The sequence below is a fragment of the Streptomyces sp. NPDC048523 genome, from assembly GCF_043199815.1.
In the GTDB taxonomy this organism is placed as follows: Bacteria; Actinomycetota; Actinomycetes; order Streptomycetales; family Streptomycetaceae; genus Streptomyces.
On sequence record NZ_JBICWQ010000004.1, the window covers coordinates 437476 to 458325 of the forward strand.

A 20850-nucleotide genomic window follows, 5' to 3' on the forward strand; every position below is an offset into this window, starting at 1 on the left:
GAACGCGAGGGGTCGATCCCGGCACCTGGCCCTATTCTGAGGAGGCATGAAGGGGGCTCGGGGCGGGAGTGCGTTCGGTGAAGTACCGGAATCCGAGGGGTCGTTCGGTCCGCTTGTCGTCGCCGGACCGCCGATGTATCTGAGGGCGGCGCATGTCGACCTTCCCGCGGAGAACCCCGATCCGACCGTGCTGCCCACGATCACGCTCCTGGGACGCGGCTGGGGCCCCGGCAGTGACCCCGGGGAACTGCCGCTGCACCCAGGGCAGTTGCTCGCAGGCCAGTACCGGCTGATCCGGCCGCTCGGCTACGGCGGCATGGGGGAGGTGTACCTCGCGCTCGACACCAAGGTCGACAACCGTGAGGTCGCCATCAAGATGCTGCACCCGGATCAGGCGGCGACCGCGGCGGCGGCCCTGGCCCGGGAGCGGCGGGCCCTCGTCGACCTCGGCCACGACGACATCATCCGCGTCTTCAACTACGGCCACCACCCGGGGGTCGGTGACTTCCTCGTCCTCCAGTACGTGGACGGGCTGACGCTGGAGGAGGTGCGGGCGCGCGCGAAACTGAACCCGGGGGAGTTCGGCGACGAACGCTTCCACGAGTTCGTGCTCGCCTACGGTGTGCGGATCCTGTCCGCCCTCGCGTATCTGCACGCCGACCGGCCCGGCAAGGTCTACGGCGACCTGAAGCCGGACAACGTCATGCACGACGGCACCACGACGAAGATCATCGATGTGGGCAGCGTGCGCCCGGCCGGGGCGCCGGGGATGACCACCGCGGGCTTCAAGGCCCCGACCGTGGGCCCGAACGGCGAGTCCCGGCAACAGGACGACCTGTTCAGCCTGGGCGAGACGTTGCGCCGACTGAGCGGGCTCGGTACGTCGGCGAAGGATTTGGCCCGGTTGGGGGACCTTGGGACGTTGGGGGAGGGGGAGGAGGGGTCCGGCGGGTCGACGGGGATGGGTGTCGGGGGGCCGGCCGGGGAAGACGTCGGAAACGCGGCGGGGGAGGGCTTCAGAAGGCCGAGCGGGCCGGGTGCCGGAAGGGCAGCGGGGGCGGATGCCGGAACGGCGTCGGTTGCGGAGGTGGCCCAGGCGGCTGTGGGCGCCCTGTCGGCCGCCGAACGGACGCGGGTTGTCGAGGTCGCGTTGGCGACGGGCGAGACGACGGCCCTCGCGCAGGGGACGGCTGCTGAGGGGGCACCGGACGTCGGTGAGGCGTCGAGTGCGGCTCCGAGAGGGGGCGTGGGCCAGAGGTCGGGAGACGTCCAGGCGCCGGGCGTTGGTGAGGCTTGGCGTGTGACTGAAGCGCCGGGCGGCGAAGGGGTTCCGAGCGGCGAGGAGGGGGTCGGCGTCGGTGAGGCGTCGGGCGTGGCCGAAACGCCGGGCGTCGAGGGGAGTTTGGGCGGCGACGAAACCTCGTGCGCGACAGAGACGCCAGGTGTCGGGGTGATGCCGGGCATTGTGGGGGGTCCGGGCCGCGGGGTGATGCCAGGCGGCGAGGAGGCATCGCGCGTCGGTGAGACCTCGGGTGTGGCTGAAGCGCCGGGTGTCGAGGGACCGTCGGGTGGCCGCCAGGCGGCGGGTGTCGACCAGGGGCCCGGCGCCAGTGCGGCACGGCGGCTCGGTGAGGGCTCGGGCGTGGGCCGGGCACCAGTCCCCGCGCCCGCGCAGTCGTGGAACGACCCGGACTCTCCGGGCCCCCTCCAGACGCCGGACGCCGGGGCGGCGTCGGACTCCGGACACCTGTCCGGCCACGGAGAGGCACCCGGTGACGCCGAGGATCTGTCGGGGGACGGGGAAGGGCCCGGAAAGGAACCATGGGTGCCCGGTGACGCCACCGCCCCCGTGCCCCGCGGGCTCGGGCTCCTCTCGCTCGCCCGGGTCCTGCACCGCGCCACGCTGAGCCGGCCCGCCGCTCGGTTCGCCGACGCGCGGGAGATGGAGCAGCAATTACGGGGCGTCTTCCGCGAGTTGAGATCGCTGCGTACCGGTGCCGAAACCTTCGAGCCCTCGCCGCTCTTCCTCCAGTCGGCCTACGCCCTCGACGGCGCCCTCGGCTCCGCGCCACCTCTCGCCCACTGGGCCGCCCTCGACGCCCCGTCCCCGTTCGCCCCGCCCTCGCCCGCCGAAGTCGCCCAGCGCCTACCCGTCCCGCGCCCCGACCCCCACGACGAGCACCACGCCGAACTGAGCAGACTCGCCGATGCCGCCCCGGAGGCCCTGCTCCAGCACATCGGTGACTGGCGGGACTCCACGGAGGTCCATCTCCTGCGCTGCCGGCTGCGGTTGCGGAACCCGGCCGACGGACCGGAAGCGGCCGAACGGGAACTGCGGGCGGCCGAAGCTCGGATCGGCCCCCGACGCGCCCCCTACGACTGGCGGCTGGACTGGCACCACGGGCTCCTCGCCCTCGCCCGCGACCAGGTCGCCACGGCCCGGCGGCACTTCGACCGGGTGTACGCGGCGATCCCCGGCGAGTACGCGCCCAAGCTGGCCCTCGGACACTGCGCGGAACGCCTCGGCCGCCGGCACGAGGCCCTGACCTTCTACGAGGCGGTCCGGCTGCGCAACCCGTCCCTGGGCAGCGCGGCCTTCGGCGCCGCCCGGGCCCGGCTCGCGCTGGACGGCGCAAGGGCGCGCGAGGAGGCCGTACGCGAACTGGACGCCGTACCGCAGCATTCGCGGCACCGGACCGCCGCGCGGACCGCGGCCGTGCGCATCGGCATCGAGTACGTGCGCAGGGCCGGGCACGACGACGAGGTGCCGCAGCGGCTGAGCGAGGCACTGGAGCGCCTCGCTCTGCTCTTTCACGCGCACGGCCTGACCGACGAGGAGGCCAGGGTGCGGATGACCGTCGAGGTCTGGGAGGCCGTACAGGGCGCCCTCGCCCGTGGCGCCCTCGACGCGCCGGGCCTCGCGGCCCTGTCCGCAGGCGCCGACCCCCGGCTCGGCCTCCCGCCCGACGAGCACGGCCTGCGGGAGGACCTGTCCCGCCGTTACGTCACCCTCGCCCACCAGGCCGCCCGCTCCGCCGCGCCCGAGGACGCGGCCGTGGCCGAAATCCTCCTGGACCGCGCCTACGAGATCCGCCCCCTCGCCTACCGACACCACAGGGACAGCCCATGGCTCGGCAAGAGAGTCGCCGACTGGCTCCGTACGGTCGCACACGCGCCGTCACACAGGACACCCTCCGCCTCACGCGGGCAGTCGCCGCCGTAACCGGCGAACTCGTCCGCCGTGTCCACCGTTACGGCTGGCCCTCCGACGTCGGCCACCGCAACCGCGCCTACCTGAGGGACCGGCTCGTCGCGCTGCCGCTGCTCGCCGTGGTGGCCTTCGGCGCGCTCGGCTGGGTCTACGCCGGCGTGCGCGGCGACTCCGCGTACATCCGGGAACGCGCGGCGCCCGCGCTGGTCGACCTCGCGGACGCCCGGGCCTCGCTGCTCATCGCGCAGAGCGAGGCCGAGCGGAACCTCGCCGAGGGACGGGCGGCCGAGCTCAGCGGACTCAGCGAGCGGTACCGGACCCGGATCGCCCGCGCCACGCAGAGCCTGAACCAGGTCACCCGCAGCGGCGCCCTCACCGTCGCCGAGGAGCAGAAACTACGGGTCGTGTCCGCGCTGGTCGTCGACTACACCGGCTGGATCGGCCGGGCGCAGGGCCATGCGACCGACCCGGTCCTGCGCGACGCCGAACTCACCTACGCGCGCAGCATGCTCTGCTCGCAGGCCGTCGCAGCGACCGGCGAGAACCCCTATCCGAGCTGTCCGGCCGAGACCGGATCCGCCGCGACCACGATCGTCGACCGGGTGAGCGGGCTGGAGGGGCGGCTGCGCGCACGGCTCGCCGACCGGGCCGCCTGGGGCGCGGACACGATCGCCGCGGCGGTGATCGCCGCGCTCGCCTTCGCCCTGCTCGCCGTCGGGTTGTGGCGGACGGTGTCCTTCCTGCGCCACCGCTTCCGGATCCGGCTGAGCATCCCCCTCGCGGCCGCCGCCCTGCCGTTGCTCGCCGTACCGTTCCTGACGGTTGACGCCCTGCTGGCCCTGGACGCCCAGCACGAGACCGTCCCCGTCGCGGACGCGCTGGCGAAGCGGACCTCGCCCGCGACGGAGACGGTCGCCGAGCAAAGGCCCTTCGCCGGACCGGAGCCGCAGGCCATCGAGACGCTCCGGGCCCGGATCGACGAGGACCTGGCGGAAGGGCGGCTCGCCGTCCTCGACGGCATCGCCCCGTTCGTGTTCCCCACGGGCCTCGCCGGCGCGGCCGTGATCGCCGGCACGCTGCACGCCTACCGCCGCGAGTACCTGGTCGTCGCCCGCCCGGGAGCCGTCGCGTGAGCCGTGTCCTGCGCGTCCTGCTCGTGGCGTGTCTGCTCGCCCTCGTCCCCGGCTGCGGTTCGGACACCCGCGACCCGCTGGTCGTCCTCGGCCCCTGGACCGGCGAGGAGGGCAAGGCCTTCGAAGCCGTCCTCGACAAGCTGGACGACGGGACCGGACGGACGTACACCTACGAGGGCACCCGCTCACTGCGCGAGACGCTCGTCTCACAACTGGAGGCCGACGACCCGCCGGACGTCGCGGTCCTCAACAGCATCGGCGAACTCACCGAGTACGCCCGCCGCGACCAGCTGAAGCCGCTCGACGCGGAGACCACCCAGCGGGCCTACCCGCCCTGGGTGCCGACCATGATCGTGGACAACAAGGCGCGCTCGTACTGGGTGCCGCTGAAGGCCGACCTCAAGAGCCTGGTGTGGAGCAGGCGGGACGCGCCCGACGACAGGCCCACCTGGTGCGTGGGGCTCGCCTCCCAGGCCACCTCCGGCTGGCCCGGCACCGACTGGATCGAGGACCTGGTGCTCCACCAGGCGGGCCCCACCCTCTACGACGCGTGGGCCAGGGGCCTCCTCGACTGGCGTGACCCGGCCGTCGAGCGTGCCTGGACCACGTGGGCGCGGATGCTCGGCAAGCGTCTGCCGCAGTCGGTGGAACAGTCCCTGACCACGTCTTTCGAGGGCGTGTCCGGCCCCGGCGGGCACCCGCGCGGCCTGCTCGGCTCACCCGGATTCGACTGCACGCACGAGCACCAGAGCGCCTTCATCCGGTACGTCTACACGGGCGACGACGTGAAGGTCGAGCCGTCGGCCCGCTATCTGGACGGAGAGCCCGCATACCAGGACGCCTTCGAGGTCGCGGGTGACATGGCAGCCGTCTTCAGCGACGAACCGGACGCACAGCAACTGGTGGAGCGGCTGTCGAGCCCGGCCGGGAGGAAGCTCTGGCGGGAGCAGGCGACTCCCCCGGTACGGCCGCTGTTCCCGGACACGGCCGGGCTGTCCCCGTCGACCGCCGCGACGCCGGTCGAGCGGAAGATCGACTCCCTGCTCACCTCCCGCGCCCGCATCCTGTGCTTCGACGCCTCCGACGTGATGCCGCCCGAACTGCGGGACGCCTTCCACCGAGCGGTCCTGGAGTTCTTCCGCGACCCGACCCAGCGGCAACTCGACTCACTGCTCCAGCAGTTGGAGACCGTACGCGTCCAGGTGAACTCGGACTCCGGCACCGACCGTTCGTTCCGGCCACCGCAGAGCATCTGCGCGTGAGCGGTCCGCCGTGTGCGTGTCGTGGCGGAGCGCACGGCCGGGCACGGCCTGACATGGTGGTGTCATGTGCTGGAGTGCGACAGCGGACGTCGTGGCGGGCGCGGCCATCGCGTCCGTCGGGGCGGCCTGCCTGATCCGGACCCGCCGCGCCGGGGACCTGCCCCTCGCCGCGCTGCCCCTGCTGCTCGGCGCCCACCAACTGGTCGAGGCCCGGATCTGGCACGTGGGGGGCGGGACCGGTGCGGCCACCGTCACCTGGGCCGTCATCGCCCTGCCCGTGCTCGTCGTGTGGGTGCCGGTGGGCGTGTGGTGCGCCGCCCCGCGCCGAGCCGGACGCCGGGTCGCGGCGCTCGTGGCGGTGGGGGCGCTGACCGCCGCCTTCCTCGCCCACGGGCTCACCACCCGCCCGGTCCGGGCCGAGATCCGCGGCCACACCATGGCCTACGTCATCGGGCTGCCCCGGGCCGAACTCCTCGTCGCGGGCTACCTGATCGCCACGGTCGGCGCGCTGCTGCTCTCCGGCGACCGGTGGCTCACCGGGCTCGGAGTCCTGGCCGGGGCGGGCGCGCTGGTGTGCTGGCTGCTGTGGCGGCTGGAATTCGTGTCGACCTGGTGCGCGCTGGCGGCGGTCTGCTCGGTGGTCCTGTACGGATGGGCGAGCAGGCGCCCCGCCCCGAGACCGGCCCTCCCGGCGGTCGACTACCGCCCATAGGCGTGTCGTTGTCATGCCGGGCGGAGCGGGGCGGGTTCTCCACTGCCATGCGTGCGAGGGACGGTCAGGCGGGCGGCCGTCCCGAGCTCTCCCGGATCACCAGTTCCGGCGCGGAGACCGGGTGCGGGGTGATCGGCGCGGACTCCTCCAGTGCCGCGTGCAGCAGAGCGAACGCGGACCGGCCCAGGCCCGTGAAGTCCAGGCGCACGGTCGTCAGGGACGGCGTCAGATAGGCGGAGTGCGGGGCGTCGTCGAACCCCGCCACGCTGACCTCGCCCGGCACCGGGCGGCCCGCCTCGTGCAGAGCGCGCAGCACACCGAGCGCCAGGTCGTCGTTGCCGCACAGGATCGCCGTGACGGACGGGTCCCGGGCGAGTTCCAGGCCGGCCGCATGACCTCCGGCGGGGCCCCAACTGCCCTGCACCGGACGGGGTTCCGGAGCACCGGCCTCCTTCAGGGCCTGCAGCCAGCCACCGGTACGGGTGCTGGTGCGCCGGGTGCCGGAGGGGATGGCGACGTAGTGCACGGTCTCGTGGCCCAGGGACAGCAGATGCCGGGTCGCCTCGTAGGCGGCCTCGCGGTCGTCGGTCCACACCCACGGCCGGTTGTCGGTGGGCGCGCTCGCCGGGGTCTCGACCACGCCGACGACCGGCAGCCCGGCCGGGACCGCCTCCAGGGCCCGGACGCCGGCCGGATCGTAGGCGATCACGATCAGTCCGCCGCCCAGGTCCGCGGCCCGCTGCACCTCTGCGACGACGGCGGCCTCGTCGGCCGATTCGAGGACACCCACGCCGACCGAGTAGGTGGCCGCGCGGGCCGCCTCCTCGACGCCCTGGAGGATCGAGGCGTAGCCGTAGTGGGTGGTGTCGGCGGTGAGCACGGTCACGGCCCTGCTGCGACCCCTGGCCAGGGCGAGCGCGGTGGCGTTGCGCCGGAAACCCAGCTCGTCGATGGCGGCGAGGACCCGCTCCCGCGTCGACTGCCGCACGCTCGGGTGACCGTTGATCACCCGGGAGACGGTCTGGTACGAGACCCCGGCGGCCGCGGCGACATCCCGGATGCTCGCGGAACTCCTTGTGTGACCGGTCACATTCATTCGGGGATTCTTGCTGGCGCCAGTCGCGGCGTCAAGCTCGCAGAACGGGCCTGTGGACACTGTAGAACGAGCCCGACGGGCCCGACGGCACAGTGTCATGGCCGCCGGGCCGGCGGTGGCGCCGCGCCGGGCTCGCGGTGGCGCCACCGCGTCAGCGGGGCCGGTACGCCCTCGGCAGAGGCATGCCGCGCTCGGCCATGATCTGCCGTACGCGGTTCGGATAGTCGGTGATGACGCCGTCGACGCCCATGTCCATGAGCGCCTCCACGGTGGCCGGGTCGTCGCAGGTCCACGGAACGACCTTCAGGCCCCGGGCATGGGCCTCCTCGACCATCGTCCGGTCGGCGTAGAAGCGGAAGTCGGGGTCGCCGACCTTGCCGCTCTGCGGGAAGCCGTAGTTGGGGGAGAGGGTTTTGACGCCGGGGATCGTGGCGGCCGCCCTGACGAAGTCGCCGCCGTAGTCGTCGGCGTCGATCCCGCCGAGCCACGGAGACGCGCCGGCCTTGCCGACCTGGAGGAAGTCGTAGTTGGTGAGCGCGACCAGCGGCCACTTCGGGGCCAGCTCGTGCATCGCCCTGAGCGCGCCCCAGTCGAAGGACTGGACGGTGACCTGCCTCTCGATGCCCGAGCGGTGGATCTCCTCGTACACGCGCCGCACGAACACCCCGCGCGGCGCGGTCTGTTCGGGCGCGCCGGCCTCGACCTTCGTCTCGATGTTGAGCTTGACCCTCTTGGCGCGGTAGCTCTTGACCAGGTTCAGCACGTCCTTCAGCTCGACCATCCGGAACCCCTTGACCACCTCCTGCTCCGGGAAGCCGGGCAGCTGCTGGTATCCGCAGTCCAGGGTCTTGATCTGAGCCAGCGTCAGATCCTTGATGTACTTGCCGGCATACGGGTACATCGGGTCGCCGGCCGTCACCAGCCCCGTGTCACGGCACTTGACCGCGCTGATCTGGCGGTCGTGGTTGACGACGACCTTGCGGTCCTTGGTGACATGGGTGTCCAGCTCCAGCGTGGACACCCCGAGGCGCATCGCCTTCCCGAAGCCCTCCAGGGACTCCTCGGTCGTCATGCCGAGGCCGCCGCGGTGGGCCTGCAGGTCGAAGTGCGGCTTGGGCGCCTGAAGTTGGTGACCGCCGTACGCCGCCGCGGGGGTGGCGGCCGGCAGTGCGAGCACCGGCACCAGCGCCAGGCCGGCGAGGACATGTCTCGCGGGCATCGACACCTCACTCGTGTGGGTCGGACGTACACAGACGCTAGTGAGCTCACGGACCGGTTCAAGTGCTCGGACGTGATCCCGGCGTGAATGTCCGAGGAACGACGTTCCTGTCGGGGGCCGGGACCAGCCGGATAGATCTCTCGCTCGTGGAGTGGCCGGCGAGTTCCTCGCCGCGGTGGCCCGGGCGCGCGCAATGGGTACGACCTCGACATGGCCGCTGCCGCCGTCCGGCCGGCTCGAGGGCGCGTCGGCCGGAGATCGCCTACCGGCCCCGGAACACGCCGCCCCCGCGGTCAGGGCGTGGGGATGCCTGCCGGGCGGGCCGGACGGCCGAGGCGGACCGGGACGCCCGGGGAGTACAGGACGCTGACCGGGGGGTCGGTCGGGGCGGGCAGACCGGCCGCGGTGACGAGGTCCTGCTCGCAGGTGAGGAGCTCGGCGCGGTACAGGGGCCAGCGCGGATGGTCGTTGGGCAGGTAGGCCGGCGACTCGGATCCGCCGAAGAAGGCGTTGTGCATGCCCCAGCGGGCGGTGAGGAAGTGCTCCAGACCGGTCGGCTCCTCGATGCGTTCGCCGGTCCGCACCGTGATCAGGCTGCGGGCGCCGCGCGGGCCGGGCCAGCGGCGCGAGCTGGTGTAGGTGACGGTGTCACCGGCCGTGCGGACGCTCATCCGGGACCAGAGATACGGCAGCCGGAAGCCGACGCGTCCCATCACCACCGGGATCAGCCGGGAGGCGTCCATCGAGCGGAACACCACGCCACGCCGCCCGTGCCCGTCCACCGAGTACAGGCGCACGTTCGTCTCCGGGAACGTCCCGAGATACGGCACCCCCGGCAGCCCCAGCCAGCCGACCCGGTGCATCCGGAACGCGACCAGCCCGACGTAGGTCAGCCCGTCGTGGGTGTCGGGGACCGTGCCACGCGGCAACAGCCCCGCCACGACGCCCGGCTCGACGGCCCAGTGGATGAAGGCGAGGTCGAGCCACTGCTGGGTGAGAAGGGGGACCCGTACGAGGGAGGGGGCGTCCGGGGTGACGGGAGCGGGGTTCGGCACGGGGTCCAGGGTGGCAGAGAACCGCCGCATCCGGCCGGGCGGGGGTGTCTCGGGAGGAAGAGACGGCAGCTCGGGACGAAGGGACGGCGTCCGCCGAGCCGTGCGGCCCGGCGGACGCCGTCCCTCCCGTCACCTCGGCGTCAGTTGCGGCGACCGGCCGGATCCTGCACCGCGGCGTCGCGGTCATCGCCGGAGACCGGTGCGGGCGCGGTCGGTGTCTTCGCCCGGTCCGCGTGCCCCGGCCACCAGGCCGCATGGCCGATCAGGGCGGTGAGGCTGGGCGTGAAGAACATCGCCATGACGAAGGCGGCGACGGCGATGCCGAAGGAGACCGCGAAGCCCATCTCCGTGAGCAGTGCGTTGCCCGCCAGCATCATCGTGGCGAAGGTCGCCGCCAGGATGAAGCCCGCCGCGGCCACCGTGGGACCGGCGTGCCGCAGCGCCATACCGGCTGCCTCACGTGGTTCGCGGCCCTCGCGGGCCTCCTCCCGCAGCCGGGCGATCATGAGGATGTTGTAGTCGGTGCCGATGGCGACCACAAACAGATACATGATCACCGGCAGCATGAACATCAGACCCGAGTGTCCCTGGCCCTCCTGGAAGATCCAGACCGTGGCACCGAGGGTCGCGCCGAAGCCGAGGCCCACCGACGCCATCAGGTACAAGGGAGCGACCACGCTGCGCAGCAGCAGCCCCAGGATGAGCATGATCAGCGCGGCGGCGACGGGGAAGACCGTCCGGTAGTCGTGATTGACCGCCGTATCGATGTCCTTGAAGATCGAGGACATGCCGCCCACCACGGCCTCGGTGCCCTCCGGGGCGTCGGAGTGCGCCACCTCGCGAACCCGGCCCACCGTCTCGATCGCCTTGTCCGTCGACGCCTCGTACTTGAGGGTGACCGTGAAGTCGACGGTCGTGCCGTCCTTGTTCAACTGCGACAGGCGAGCGTTCGCCACACCGTCCACGGCCCCGAGCTTCTTCACGTACCCGTCGAAGACCGTCGTGTCGATCGGCTTGCCGTCGGTGCTGGACAGATAGACGTCGGTCGGCGCGGCGGCACCCGCCGAGTACGCCTTCTGCATCTCGTCCTGGACGACCATCGACTCCTTGGTCTTGGGCATGGAGCCGGACGCCAGGTCGAACGTGGCGTTGTAGCCGAACGTCCCGAGCGACAGCGCGACCAGGATGAGCCCGGAGAGCCCGGCGGTGAGCGCCGGACGGTTCCGCACGCCGCGGCCCAGGGCGGCGAACCGGGCGTTCTCCGGCTCGCGCTGCCAGGACTTGGACGGCCAGAACACCTTCGGGCCGATCAGGGAGACGATGGCCGGGATCAGCGTCAGGCCCGCGATCAGGGTGACGGTGACCGCGATCGCGAGCGCCGGACCCATCTGCTTGAGGAAGCCCAGCGTCGACAGGACCAGCGCGAGGAAGGCGATGATGACCGCGCCGGCGGCGGAGGCGATGGCTTCGCCCACCCGGTCGACGGCGTTGATCATGGCCTGCTTCGGTTCGTCGCCGAGTCGCAGACGTTCTCGGTAGCGGAACATCAGGAACAGGAAGTAGTCGGTGCCCACGCCGAAGAGCACCACGATCAGGATCGACGAGATCGAGCTGTTGGCCTGGAGGTCGAACAGCTTGGTGGCGTACGCGATCAGCCCGTTCGCGATCGCCGACACCAACCCGATCGTGATCAGGGGCAGGAACGCCAGGATCGGCGCCCGGAAGATGATCAGCAGCGTCACCAGGATGATGAGGAAGGTGCCGATACCGATCAGCGCCTCACCGCGCTTGGACGAGTCCTGCTGGTCGAGGGCCTGGGCGGCGGAGCCGCCGAGCTTGACGTCGAGGTTCGTGCCCTTGGCAAGTTTCTTGACGTCGTCGCGCAGCACCTCGGCCGCGTCGGCCTGCTTCGGCTGGCCGGCGTTCTTGCTGTCCATCTGGACCAGGGTCAGGGCGTACCTGCCGTCGGAGGACGGCTGGCCGGGGATGACCTTCTGCACCTGGTCGATCTTCTTCTTGCCCAGCTCGGAGGTGATCCGGGCGACATCCTTCTGGTCGGCGGCGGTCAGCTTGCCGCCGTCGGTGCGCTTGTACAGCGCGATCGCGGACGGGGTGAAGGCGCTGGGGAACGCCTTCTCCTGAAGTTCCGCCGCTTTGATGGATTCATAACTTCTGGGGAGAAAACTGCTCTCGTCACTGTTCGAGGGCAGGCTCGGAGCGGTGGCCACGATCGCCACAGCAGCGATCAACCACGCAACGATCGTCCAGACGGGATGTCGGACGACAGCGTTGCCAATACTTCGGAACATGCGGAAGGTCCTCCTGGGAAGGAAGATCACCGCAGCCCGGGGAGCGGACCCTGGCATCGGCGACCCCCGGCCGGTCCCTCAGGGTCCCCCCGTTGGACCGGCCGGAATGGTTGTCTTGAGCTCTCATCGTAGAGATCAAGGATCGAGATCGCTTGACCGGGAGTCAGTTTGAACCGGCCGATGTGTCGGCCGGACGGGGGACCGGGACCGCGGCGCCCCCGATGGCCCGCCTGACGGCACCCTGCGCGCCTCTTGCGCGCCGAACGGGACCATCGGGTGGGGTGCTCAGCGCCTGCGGGTACCCGCGGCCGGATCAGGTCCGTCCGGTCCGTCCGGCATCCATGCGCATGCCGCTGTGCTTCTCGTCACCCGGACCCCTCTATATTTACTAGGACGTCCTACTATTTTCTCAGCCCGCGTTTTTCCGATGTGCCCCGGGAAGGCTCCGCCATGAGCGATCTGCATCGCCCCGTCCACCCCGTCCGCCTGGTCACCGCCTCGGCGCTGTTCGACGGGCACGACGCCTCGATCAACATCATGCGACGGATCTTCCAGTCGCAGGGCGCCGAAGTCATCCACCTCGGGCACAACCGATCCGTGCGCGAGGTCGTGGACGCGGCTCTCGAAGAGGACGCGCACGGCGTGGCGGTCTCGTCCTATCAGGGCGGACATGTCGAGTACTTCGAGTACCTGGTGGCCTCGCTCCGCAAGCAGGGCGCGGAACACATCCGGGTGGTGGGCGGCGGTGGCGGGGTGATCGTGCCGGAGGAGATCGCCCGGCTCCGGGAGAGCGGGGTGACGATCTTCTCGCCCGAGGACGGCCAGCGGCTGGGGCTCGCGGGGATGGTGAACACGGTCGTCAAGGACTGCGACTTCGACCTCTGGGACGGCAAGCCGGCCGACCTCACCGCGGTCCTGGCCGGCGACCGTTTCGCCATCGCCCGCGCTCTCACCGGCGCCGAACTCGGCAAGCTGTCCGAGGAGTTCCGTCAGGAGCTGCGGGCCACGGCGGCGACGCGGCGGGTGCCGGTGCTCGGAATCACCGGAACCGGCGGCTCGGGCAAGTCGTCCCTGACTGACGAACTGGTGCGCCGGTTCCGTGTCGACCAGCGGGACACCCTGCGCATCGCCGTGATCGCGGTCGACCCGACCCGGCGCAGGGGCGGTGGTGCGCTGCTCGGCGACCGGATCCGGATGAACTCCCTCGACGGCGACCGGGTGTTCTTCCGCAGCCTCGCCACCCGCGGCAGCCGCGAGCTGCCCGAGCACCTCTCCGACGTGATCGACGTGGTGAAGGCCGCCGGCTTCGACCTGGTCATCGTGGAGACGCCGGGCATCGGCCAGGGCGACGCGGCGATCGTGCCGTTCGTCGACGCCTCCCTGTACGTGATGACGCCGGAGTTCGGCGCGGCCTCGCAGTTGGAGAAGATCGACATGCTCGACTTCGCCGATGTCGTGGCGATCAACAAGTTCGAGCGGCGCGGCGCCAAGGACGCCCTGCGGGACGTGGGCCGCCAACTGGTCCGCAACCGCGAGGCGTTCGGCCGGCGGCCCGAGGACATGCCGGTCTACGGCACCTCCGCGGCCACCTTCAACGACGACGGCGTCACCGCTCTCCACCAGTACCTCACGGCGGTCCTCGCGGAGAAGGGACTGCCGCTGCCCGAGGGCACCCTGCCGCGGGTCGACGTACGCCACTCCTCGGGCATCCGGCAGGTGGTTCCGCCGGACCGGGTGCGCTATCTCGCCGAGATCACCGAGGCCGTCCGTGCCTACCACGCCGACACCGAGCGGCTGGCCGAGGCGGCCCGGCGGGTGCAGCGCCTGGAGCTGGTCGGGGCCGAGCTCACCGACGCCGGCTCCGACGCCGCGAACGTGCACGCGCTGCTCGACGACGCCCGCACCCGCCTCCCGCACGACATCGTCCGGCAGATCGAGAACTGGCCCTCCGTCATCGCCTCCTACTCCGGCGACGAGCAGGTCGTGAAGGTCCGCGACCGTGAGATCCGCACCAAGCTGACCCGCGAGTCCCTGTCGGGCAACAAGATCCCCCGCGTCGCCCTGCCCCGCTTCACCGACCACGGCGAGCTGGTGCGGTTCTGGCGGAACGAGAACCTGCCGGGCCACTTCCCCTTCACGGCAGGAGTGTTCCCCTTCAAGCGCGACGGCGAGGACCCGGCGCGGATGTTCGCCGGCGAGGGCGACCCGTTCCGCACCAACCGCCGCTTCAAGCTCCTCTCGCAGGGCCAGCCGGCGACCCGCCTGTCCACCGCCTTCGACTCGGTGACCCTCTACGGCCGTGACCCCGACGAGCGCCCCGACATCTACGGCAAGGTCGGCACCTCCGGCGTCTCGGTGGCCACCCTGGAGGACATGAAGGCGCTCTACGACGGCTTCGACCTGGTCGCGCCCACGACCTCGGTCTCCATGACGATCAACGGTCCCGCGCCCGCGGTCCTGGCGTTCTTCCTCAACACCGCGATCGACCAGCAGATCGAGCGGTTCCGCACCGAGGAGGGCCGCGACCCCTCACCCGACGAGGCGGCCCAGCTGCGCGCACACGCGCTGGCGAACGTGCGCGGCACCGTGCAGGCCGACATCCTCAAGGAGGACCAGGGCCAGAACACCTGCCTGTTCTCCACCGAGTTCAGCCTGCGGATGATGGCCGACATCCAGGAGTGGTTCATCGCCCACCAGGTCCGCAACTTCTACTCGGTGTCCATCTCCGGCTACCACATCGCCGAAGCCGGCGCGAACCCCATCAGCCAGCTCGCCTTCACCCTCGCCAACGGCTTCACCTACGTCGAGGCGTACCTCGCGCGCGGCATGCGCGTCGACGACTTCGCCCCGAACCTGTCGTTCTTCTTCTCCAACGGAATGGACCCCGAGTACTCGGTCCTGGGCCGGGTCGCCCGTCGTATCTGGGCGGTGGCGATGAAGGAGAAGTACGGCGCGGGGGAGCGCAGCCAGAAGCTGAAGTACCACGTCCAGACCTCCGGGCGCTCCCTGCACGCGCAGGAGATGGACTTCAACGACATCCGCACCACGCTCCAGGCCCTGATCGCCATCTACGACAACTGCAACAGCCTGCACACCAACGCCTACGACGAGGCCGTCACCACCCCCACCGAGGAGTCCGTACGCCGGGCCCTGGCCATCCAGTTGATCATCAACCGGGAGTGGGGCCTGGCGATGAACGAGAACCCGCTCCAGGGGTCGTTCATCATCGACGAACTCACCGACCTGGTCGAGGAGGCCGTGCTCCAGGAGTTCGAGCGGATCAACGAACGCGGCGGTGTGCTCGGCGCGATGGAGACCGGCTACCAGCGCGGTCGCATCCAGGACGAGTCGATGCTCTACGAACAGCGCAAGCACGACGGCTCCCTGCCCCTGGTCGGCGTCAACACCTTCCGCAACCCGCACGCCGACACCGCCGAGCCCGGCGTCGTCGAACTCGCCCGCGCCACCGAGGAGGAGAAGCAGTCCCAGCTGGCACGCGTACGTGACTTCCACGCCCGCCACCACGAGGAGGCCCGGGCCGCCCTGGACGCCCTCAAGGACGCGGCGGTACGCGGCGAGAACGTCTTCGCCGTCCTCATGGACGCCACCCGCGTCTGCTCCCTCCAGCAGATCACGGAGGCCTTCTTCGAGGTGGGTGGCCAGTACCGCCGCAACGTCTGAGGGCGACCGCCATGGGAGGGCCGGGAGTAGCGCCGCGAGGTGGCGGGGACGCCGGCGGACGCGGTGCTCGTTCCCGAGGCGGGGCCGGCCCGCCCCGGCCACCCTGAGTCGGGGGGCACGGGAGTTCGTGGTGCGGCTGATGCAACTCCTTGCCGCCGACCCCGAAGTGCGACTCACGCGCCGAGCGCCTCCTGTTCGCTCCCGGCCGGTGCCCGATGGCGCCGGAACCCCGGGAAGAACAGGAGGAGGGCGAGTGCCGCCACGACGGTCAGGACGCCGCCGCCCGTGACGGTCCAGGTGACACCCAGGGCGGCGCCGACCGTGCCGTGCAGGAGGTCGCCCAGCCGTGGCCCTCCGACCGCCACCACCGTGTCGATCCCCTGGAGCCGGCCGCGCATCCCGTCGGGAACGGCCGTCTGCAGCACCGTCTTCCGGAACACGCCCAGCGCGAGGAGCGCACCGCCGGCCGGCAGCAGCCACGCCACCGCGGCGGGCAGCGAGTGGGCCGACCCGAACCCTGCCACCGCCAGGCCCCATAGCCCGACCGACACCGCCACCGCGACACCGTGTCGGTGAACGCGCGCGAAGGCCCCGGAGAACAACCCCGCCAGCACACCGCCGGCGGAGACGGCGGCGTACAGCACCCCGATGTCCGACGGATGGAAGGTCTCCGCCGCCAGTTGCGGGAACAGTGCCGTGGGCAGGCCGAGGGTCAGGGCGGCGAAGTCGCAGAGATAGACCGTCCGTAGCACCTGACGCTCCGTCACGAACCGTACGCCGTCCGCGATCTGCCGCAGAACCGCGCCTTGTCGCCGCTCACCGCCGGCGACCGGGGGTAGAGCCGGCAGCCGCCACACCGCCCATACCGTCGCGCAGACGGCGACAGCGTCCGCCAGGTACAGCGTCCGGCTCCCTACGACCGGGAGCAGGCCGCCGGCCAGCAGCGGTCCGGCGATCCCGGCCGACAGGAGGACCATCGACTGCAGCGCGTTGGCAGCGGGAAGCAGCCCGGGCCGCACCAGACGCGGTGTCACGGCCCTGCTCACCGTGGAGTGGGCGCCGAACAGGGCCTGTTGGACACCGACCAGCACGAGCAGCACGGCCACCGACCGCAGATTCGCCCACGCCTGCGCCCACAGCAGCAACGACGTCACCCCGACGCCGATCGTGGTCGACAGCAGCACGCGCCGCCGGTCGCATACGTCGGCGAGCGCCCCTGCCCACAGTGCCGCCGTGGCCATCGGGGCGAGGCCCACCAGACCGGCCAGACCCACCCAGGCCGACGAACCGGAGAACTCGTAGATCTGCAACGGCACGACGACCGCGGTCAGTTGAGCCCCGAGGGCGGTGACGATCCCCGCCACCCACAACCGCCGGAACGCGCCCGCCCGCAGCGGCCCCACGCCGACCATCAGCCCTCTGCTGCGCACCATGCAGCGATGCTGCGGGCTCCCCTTGGGGCAAGGTCAACCGATGTGGGCGAGCACCTGGCCGGCCAGTTCCCGGGGGGTCGACTCGCCGTCGAGGAACACCGTGTCGCCGGGCAGGGTGTCGACCGCGGCCGTACAGGCCTCGATGCGGGCCTTGCACCATGCCCGCACCCGCTCCTCCCTGGCCGGGTCGTCGGGGAAGAAGCTCCGCGCGTCGATCCGCCGAGCCAGGACGTCCGGCGCGACCTTGAGGAAGAAGTGGTGGACGACGACGTCCGCGTCCTCCAGAGCGCCGAAGATCTCGTCCAGATAGGCCGGGTTCACCAGTGTCATGGGGACCAGGACCGGGCGCCCGTACTCCTCGACCAGGCCGACGGCCAGGTGGGCGACCTGCCGCCGCCACAGCGGGAGGTCCTGGAAGTCACCGGTCGGCACGTCCACGATCTCGCGCAGCACATAGCCGACCGTCTCCGGGTCGAAGACCAGGGCCTGGGGCCACCGTGTCCGCAGTTCCTCCACGAGCGTCGTCTTGCCGCTGCCGAACGCCCCGTTCACCCACACGATCACAGCCGGAACCCCCGGTCCTCGCGAACAGCACCCCTGGTCGGATCATGCATGAAGATCCGCCACCCCACTCACCCCCGCGGTGACGCGGTGCTCGCCCTCACCACCAGGCGGGTCGGGACGAGGTCGGTGCCGGGCTGTCCGGTTCCGCCTGCGCGGATCTGCTGAAGGACCTTCTGGACGCAGCGATGGCCCACCTCCGCGAAGTCCTGGTGGACGGTGGTGAGCGGCGGTACGAAGAACGCCGCGTCGGGGATGTCGTCGAAACCGACCACGCTGACGTCGTACGGCACGGACAGCCCCCGCTCGTGGAACGCGCGCAGCAGGCCCAGCGCCATCTGGTCGTTGGCGGCGAACACCGCCGTGCAGTCCGGCGGTTCGGCGAGCACCAGCCCGGCCGCGTAACCGGACTCGGCCGACCAGTCCCCGTACAGCGCGGGCGGCACCGGCCGCCCGGCCTCCCGCAGCACCGCACGCCAGGCCTGGGTCCGGCGCTGCCCCGCGAAGGACTCCTGGGGGCCGGTCACGTGCCACACGGTGTGATGGCCCAGGTCGAGCAGGTGCTGTACGGCCTGCCGCGCGCCGTCGGCCTGGTCGGTGTCGACCACGCTGTAGCGGTCACCGGCGTCGGAGTCCACCACGACGACATGCACCCCGGGCGGCAGCTGCACCGTCCCGGTGTCGAGGAGATGGATCTCCATGATGACGATGACCGCGTCGACGGCCAGCTCGCCCATGCGCGTGAAGGCGCCCAGGACGTTGTCCTGGGTCGGGACGTCGATGGGAATCAGGGTGATCGCGTACCCCTCGGCCGCCGCGTGGGTGGCGATCGCCTCCACCGTCCGGCTGTTGCCCGTGGAGGACAGGCTGAACAGGATCACGCCGATGGTGTTGAACTGGCCGTACCGCAGCGCCCGCGCGGCACTGTTGGGCCGGTACCCCAGTTCCCGCATCGCAGCCAGCACCTGCTCGCGCGTGGAGTCGATCACCCCGGGCTGACCGTTGGCGACCCGCGAGACGGTCTGCGAGGAGACGCCCGCGAGCTTGGCCACGTCCGCCATGGACACGCGCTGCTTGCGCCGGCCTCCGGGGACACCGGAACCGCCCCGCTCCACCACTGCTGCCTCCTTCGTCCGCACACGAACGTGTTGCGTGTCGCACCGGATGTTACGTGTGGGAAACCTTGACGGTCGCCGAGGCGGATGCCACGATTCCGGCGCCGTCATGTTTACGTAAACATGCTGTCATTCCGAAAGGGTTTGGTCGATGCGCAAGACCCCCGTCAGCACCCGTCGGGCCCCGAGGCTGCGTGCCTCGCTCGTCGCCCTCGCGATCGCCGCGGTCAGCGGCGCCACCCTCACCGGCAGCCCCGCCTCCGCCGCCGCGCCGACCACCGACACGACCCAGTTCAAGGGCGTCAACTGGGCCGACCCGCGCGACAACTTCGCCGACGACGAGCTCCAGCTGTCGGGCCTGTCGACCACCGACACCTACGCCCAGACGTACACCAAGGCGAGCCGCATCATCTCGGCGTTCCGCGCGAACCTCGGCGCCAACACCGTCCGGCTGCCGATCAACCCGTACACCGTCAACGGCTCCTACTGGAAGTCGTACCGGGGCGTCATCGACGCGGCCACCGCCCACGGCTTCAAGGTCATCGTGTCGTACTGGGAGGGCACGGGCGACCGCAAGGACGGCTTCATCGACGACGAGGCCACCTACTGGCCGATGTGGAACACCGTCGTCAAGGCCTACAAGAACAACTCCCGGGTCTACTTCGAGCCGATGAACGAACCGCACGGCTACACGGACACCCAGTGGGCCGACATCGCCGCGAAGTGGCTGGACACCTACAAGTCGGTGCCGCGCAACCGCGTCTTCGTCAGCGGCGCCGGCTACAACGATCACGTCACCACGGTCTGTGCCGACCCGCGCCTGAAGGGCACCTACCTGTCGCTGCACCACTACGGCTTCTGGAAGTCGTACGCCACCTACGACGAGTGGGTGGCCGACCTGAAGGTCCGCATCGGCGACTGCGCGAACCGGACCGTGGCGGACGAGTTCGGCGCGCCGATGACGACCGGTCTGAACTACAACGTGAAGACCCCGGACGACAACTTCGTCAACTTCATCCAGGCCGTCACCGACACCTTCCGCGAGCTGAAGATGGGTTCGGTGTACTGGCCGGGCCTGCGCACCGACGACATCTACTCGGTGCAGAAGCTTGTCGGGCCGCCCGGCAAGCCGTGGCTGGAGACCACCAACCAGTCGGGCGCCGACCGCCTCGCCTGGGCCTGGGGCCGCGGCAAGCCCGTCAAGGGCTGACCCGTTCCCCGGCGGCCGCGGTGCCTTCGGGTACCGCGGCCGGCCGTTGTCCACGGCGGCTGTGCGGACATGGCCGACTCGCGCCCTTCCCACGCCCTCCCGCACTGCCCAGACTCCTGGACAGGGACACCGGGGGGAGGCCGCCGTGGCCAGGCGTCGACGGGGTACGGCCGCTCGCAGACAGCGGGCGCTGAGGATCAAGTGGGGCGCGGGGGGCGGCGCGGTGGCGCTGGTCCTCCTGGTGGTGTTCCGGGCGAGCGTGTGGCCGTATCTGTTGGGTTTCCTGCTGGTCGGTGTCGCCGGGTCGATCGGGTGGTGGCTGTGGCGGACGGACCGGCTTCTGCGCGGCCGGGACCGCCGCTGGCGTCAGGAGGACGCGGTGGAGGCGGGCCGCCGGACTCTCGCCGAGGTGGACGTCATGACGGGCACCGAGTTCGAGGAACTGGTCGCGGGGCTGTGCCGGCGGGACGGGTGCACCGAGGTCCGCCGGGTGGGCGGCGCGGGCGACAACGGCGCCGATGTCCTCGGGCGGCTGCCGGACGGCCGCACGATGGTCGTCCAGTGCAAGCGGTACGCACCGAGCAGGGCGATCCCGAACCGCGAGCTGCGTGATCTGCTGGGTGCCCGGGTGCACTTCCGCGCCGACGTGGCCGTGTTCGTGACGACCTCACGTTTCACCGGCCCCTCCGAGAGGTTCGCGCTGGAGCACGGCATCCTCGCCGTGCACCGCGACCTCCTCGGCCTGTGGAACAACGGGGCCTCCCTCGTGTCGCTGGGCCCGGTGAACGGCCGTGGCCAGGGCGACGCCCGGCATCGAGCCCGCTGGAAGAAGGCGTACGGCGGCTAGGGGACC

General features: G+C 71.3%; 14 protein-coding genes. 7 read left to right on the forward strand and 7 right to left on the reverse strand.

The features are described from left to right. Positions 1-133: 133 nt before the first annotated feature. The 4 genes from ACGFWE_RS22810 to ACGFWE_RS22825 all read left to right on the forward strand — a co-directional run bounded on the left by ACGFWE_RS22810 (position 134) and on the right by ACGFWE_RS22825 (position 6318). Positions 134-3223 (forward strand): tetratricopeptide repeat protein, encoded by a 3090-nt coding sequence (locus ACGFWE_RS22810; protein WP_393601964.1) that lies wholly within the window; start codon positions 134-136, stop codon positions 3221-3223. After that, entirely contained in the window at positions 3127-4344 is a 1218-nt protein-coding gene (locus ACGFWE_RS22815) for a hypothetical protein (RefSeq protein ID WP_352386429.1), read from the forward strand. Before ACGFWE_RS22810 ends, ACGFWE_RS22815 begins: the two co-directional genes overlap by 97 nt. Then, positions 4341-5606, forward strand: a complete 1266-nt coding sequence (locus tag ACGFWE_RS22820; protein ID WP_393601287.1) for an extracellular solute-binding protein — start codon at positions 4341-4343, stop codon at positions 5604-5606. Before ACGFWE_RS22815 ends, ACGFWE_RS22820 begins: the two co-directional genes overlap by 4 nt. Before the next feature lie 64 nt (positions 5607-5670). After that, positions 5671-6318 (forward strand): DUF6629 family protein, encoded by a 648-nt coding sequence (locus ACGFWE_RS22825; protein WP_393601289.1) that lies wholly within the window; start codon positions 5671-5673, stop codon positions 6316-6318. A 64-nt stretch (positions 6319-6382) separates the two neighbouring features. On the opposite strand, the gene ACGFWE_RS22830 is transcribed toward ACGFWE_RS22825, so the two are convergent. The 4 genes from ACGFWE_RS22830 to ACGFWE_RS22845 form a co-directional block, all read right to left on the reverse strand. Continuing rightward, entirely contained in the window at positions 6383-7414 is a 1032-nt protein-coding gene (locus ACGFWE_RS22830) for a LacI family DNA-binding transcriptional regulator (protein WP_393601291.1), read from the reverse strand. A 151-nt stretch (positions 7415-7565) separates the two neighbouring features. Then, the gene (locus tag ACGFWE_RS22835) at positions 7566-8633 is read right to left on the reverse strand and encodes a glycerophosphodiester phosphodiesterase family protein (protein ID WP_393601293.1); all 1068 of its coding nucleotides are present in this window, start codon (positions 8631-8633) and stop codon (positions 7566-7568) included. Between the two features lie 293 nt (positions 8634-8926). Next, positions 8927-9718, reverse strand: coding sequence for a YqjF family protein (locus ACGFWE_RS22840; protein ID WP_393601295.1), 792 nt, complete (start codon positions 9716-9718; stop codon positions 8927-8929). Between the two features lie 110 nt (positions 9719-9828). Continuing rightward, entirely contained in the window at positions 9829-11997 is a 2169-nt protein-coding gene (locus ACGFWE_RS22845) for an MMPL family transporter (protein ID WP_352386417.1), read from the reverse strand. Positions 11998-12447: 450 nt separating this feature from the next. Here ACGFWE_RS22845 and icmF point away from each other — a divergent pair, with 450 nt between their 5' ends. Next, the gene (gene icmF, locus ACGFWE_RS22850; RefSeq protein WP_393601297.1) at positions 12448-15678 is read left to right on the forward strand and encodes a fused isobutyryl-CoA mutase/GTPase IcmF; all 3231 of its coding nucleotides are present in this window, start codon (positions 12448-12450) and stop codon (positions 15676-15678) included. A gap of 173 nt (positions 15679-15851) precedes the next feature. Here the strand turns inward: icmF and ACGFWE_RS22855 are convergent, their stop codons facing one another. From ACGFWE_RS22855 to ACGFWE_RS22865, 3 genes are all read right to left on the reverse strand, one after another. Continuing rightward, complete coding sequence (locus ACGFWE_RS22855; RefSeq protein ID WP_393601299.1) at positions 15852-17111, reverse strand: MFS transporter; 1260 nt, start codon at positions 17109-17111, stop codon at positions 15852-15854. A gap of 33 nt (positions 17112-17144) precedes the next feature. Beyond that, positions 17145-17675 (reverse strand): AAA family ATPase, encoded by a 531-nt coding sequence (locus ACGFWE_RS22860; RefSeq protein WP_393601301.1) that lies wholly within the window; start codon positions 17673-17675, stop codon positions 17145-17147. Positions 17676-17743: 68 nt separating this feature from the next. Further along, positions 17744-18790 carry a LacI family DNA-binding transcriptional regulator gene (locus tag ACGFWE_RS22865; RefSeq protein WP_393601966.1) on the reverse strand — a complete coding sequence of 349 codons (1047 nt, stop codon included), beginning with the start codon at positions 18788-18790 and terminating at the stop codon, positions 17744-17746. Between the two features lie 148 nt (positions 18791-18938). On the opposite strand from ACGFWE_RS22865, the gene ACGFWE_RS22870 reads away from it, so the two are divergent. Next, positions 18939-19997: a glycoside hydrolase family 5 protein gene (locus tag ACGFWE_RS22870; protein WP_393601303.1), complete on the forward strand. Its 1059-nt coding sequence runs from the start codon at positions 18939-18941 to the stop codon at positions 19995-19997. Between the two features lie 196 nt (positions 19998-20193). Beyond that, complete coding sequence (locus ACGFWE_RS22875) at positions 20194-20844, forward strand: restriction endonuclease (protein ID WP_393601968.1); 651 nt, start codon at positions 20194-20196, stop codon at positions 20842-20844. The last annotated feature ends 6 nt before the right edge of the window (positions 20845-20850 follow it).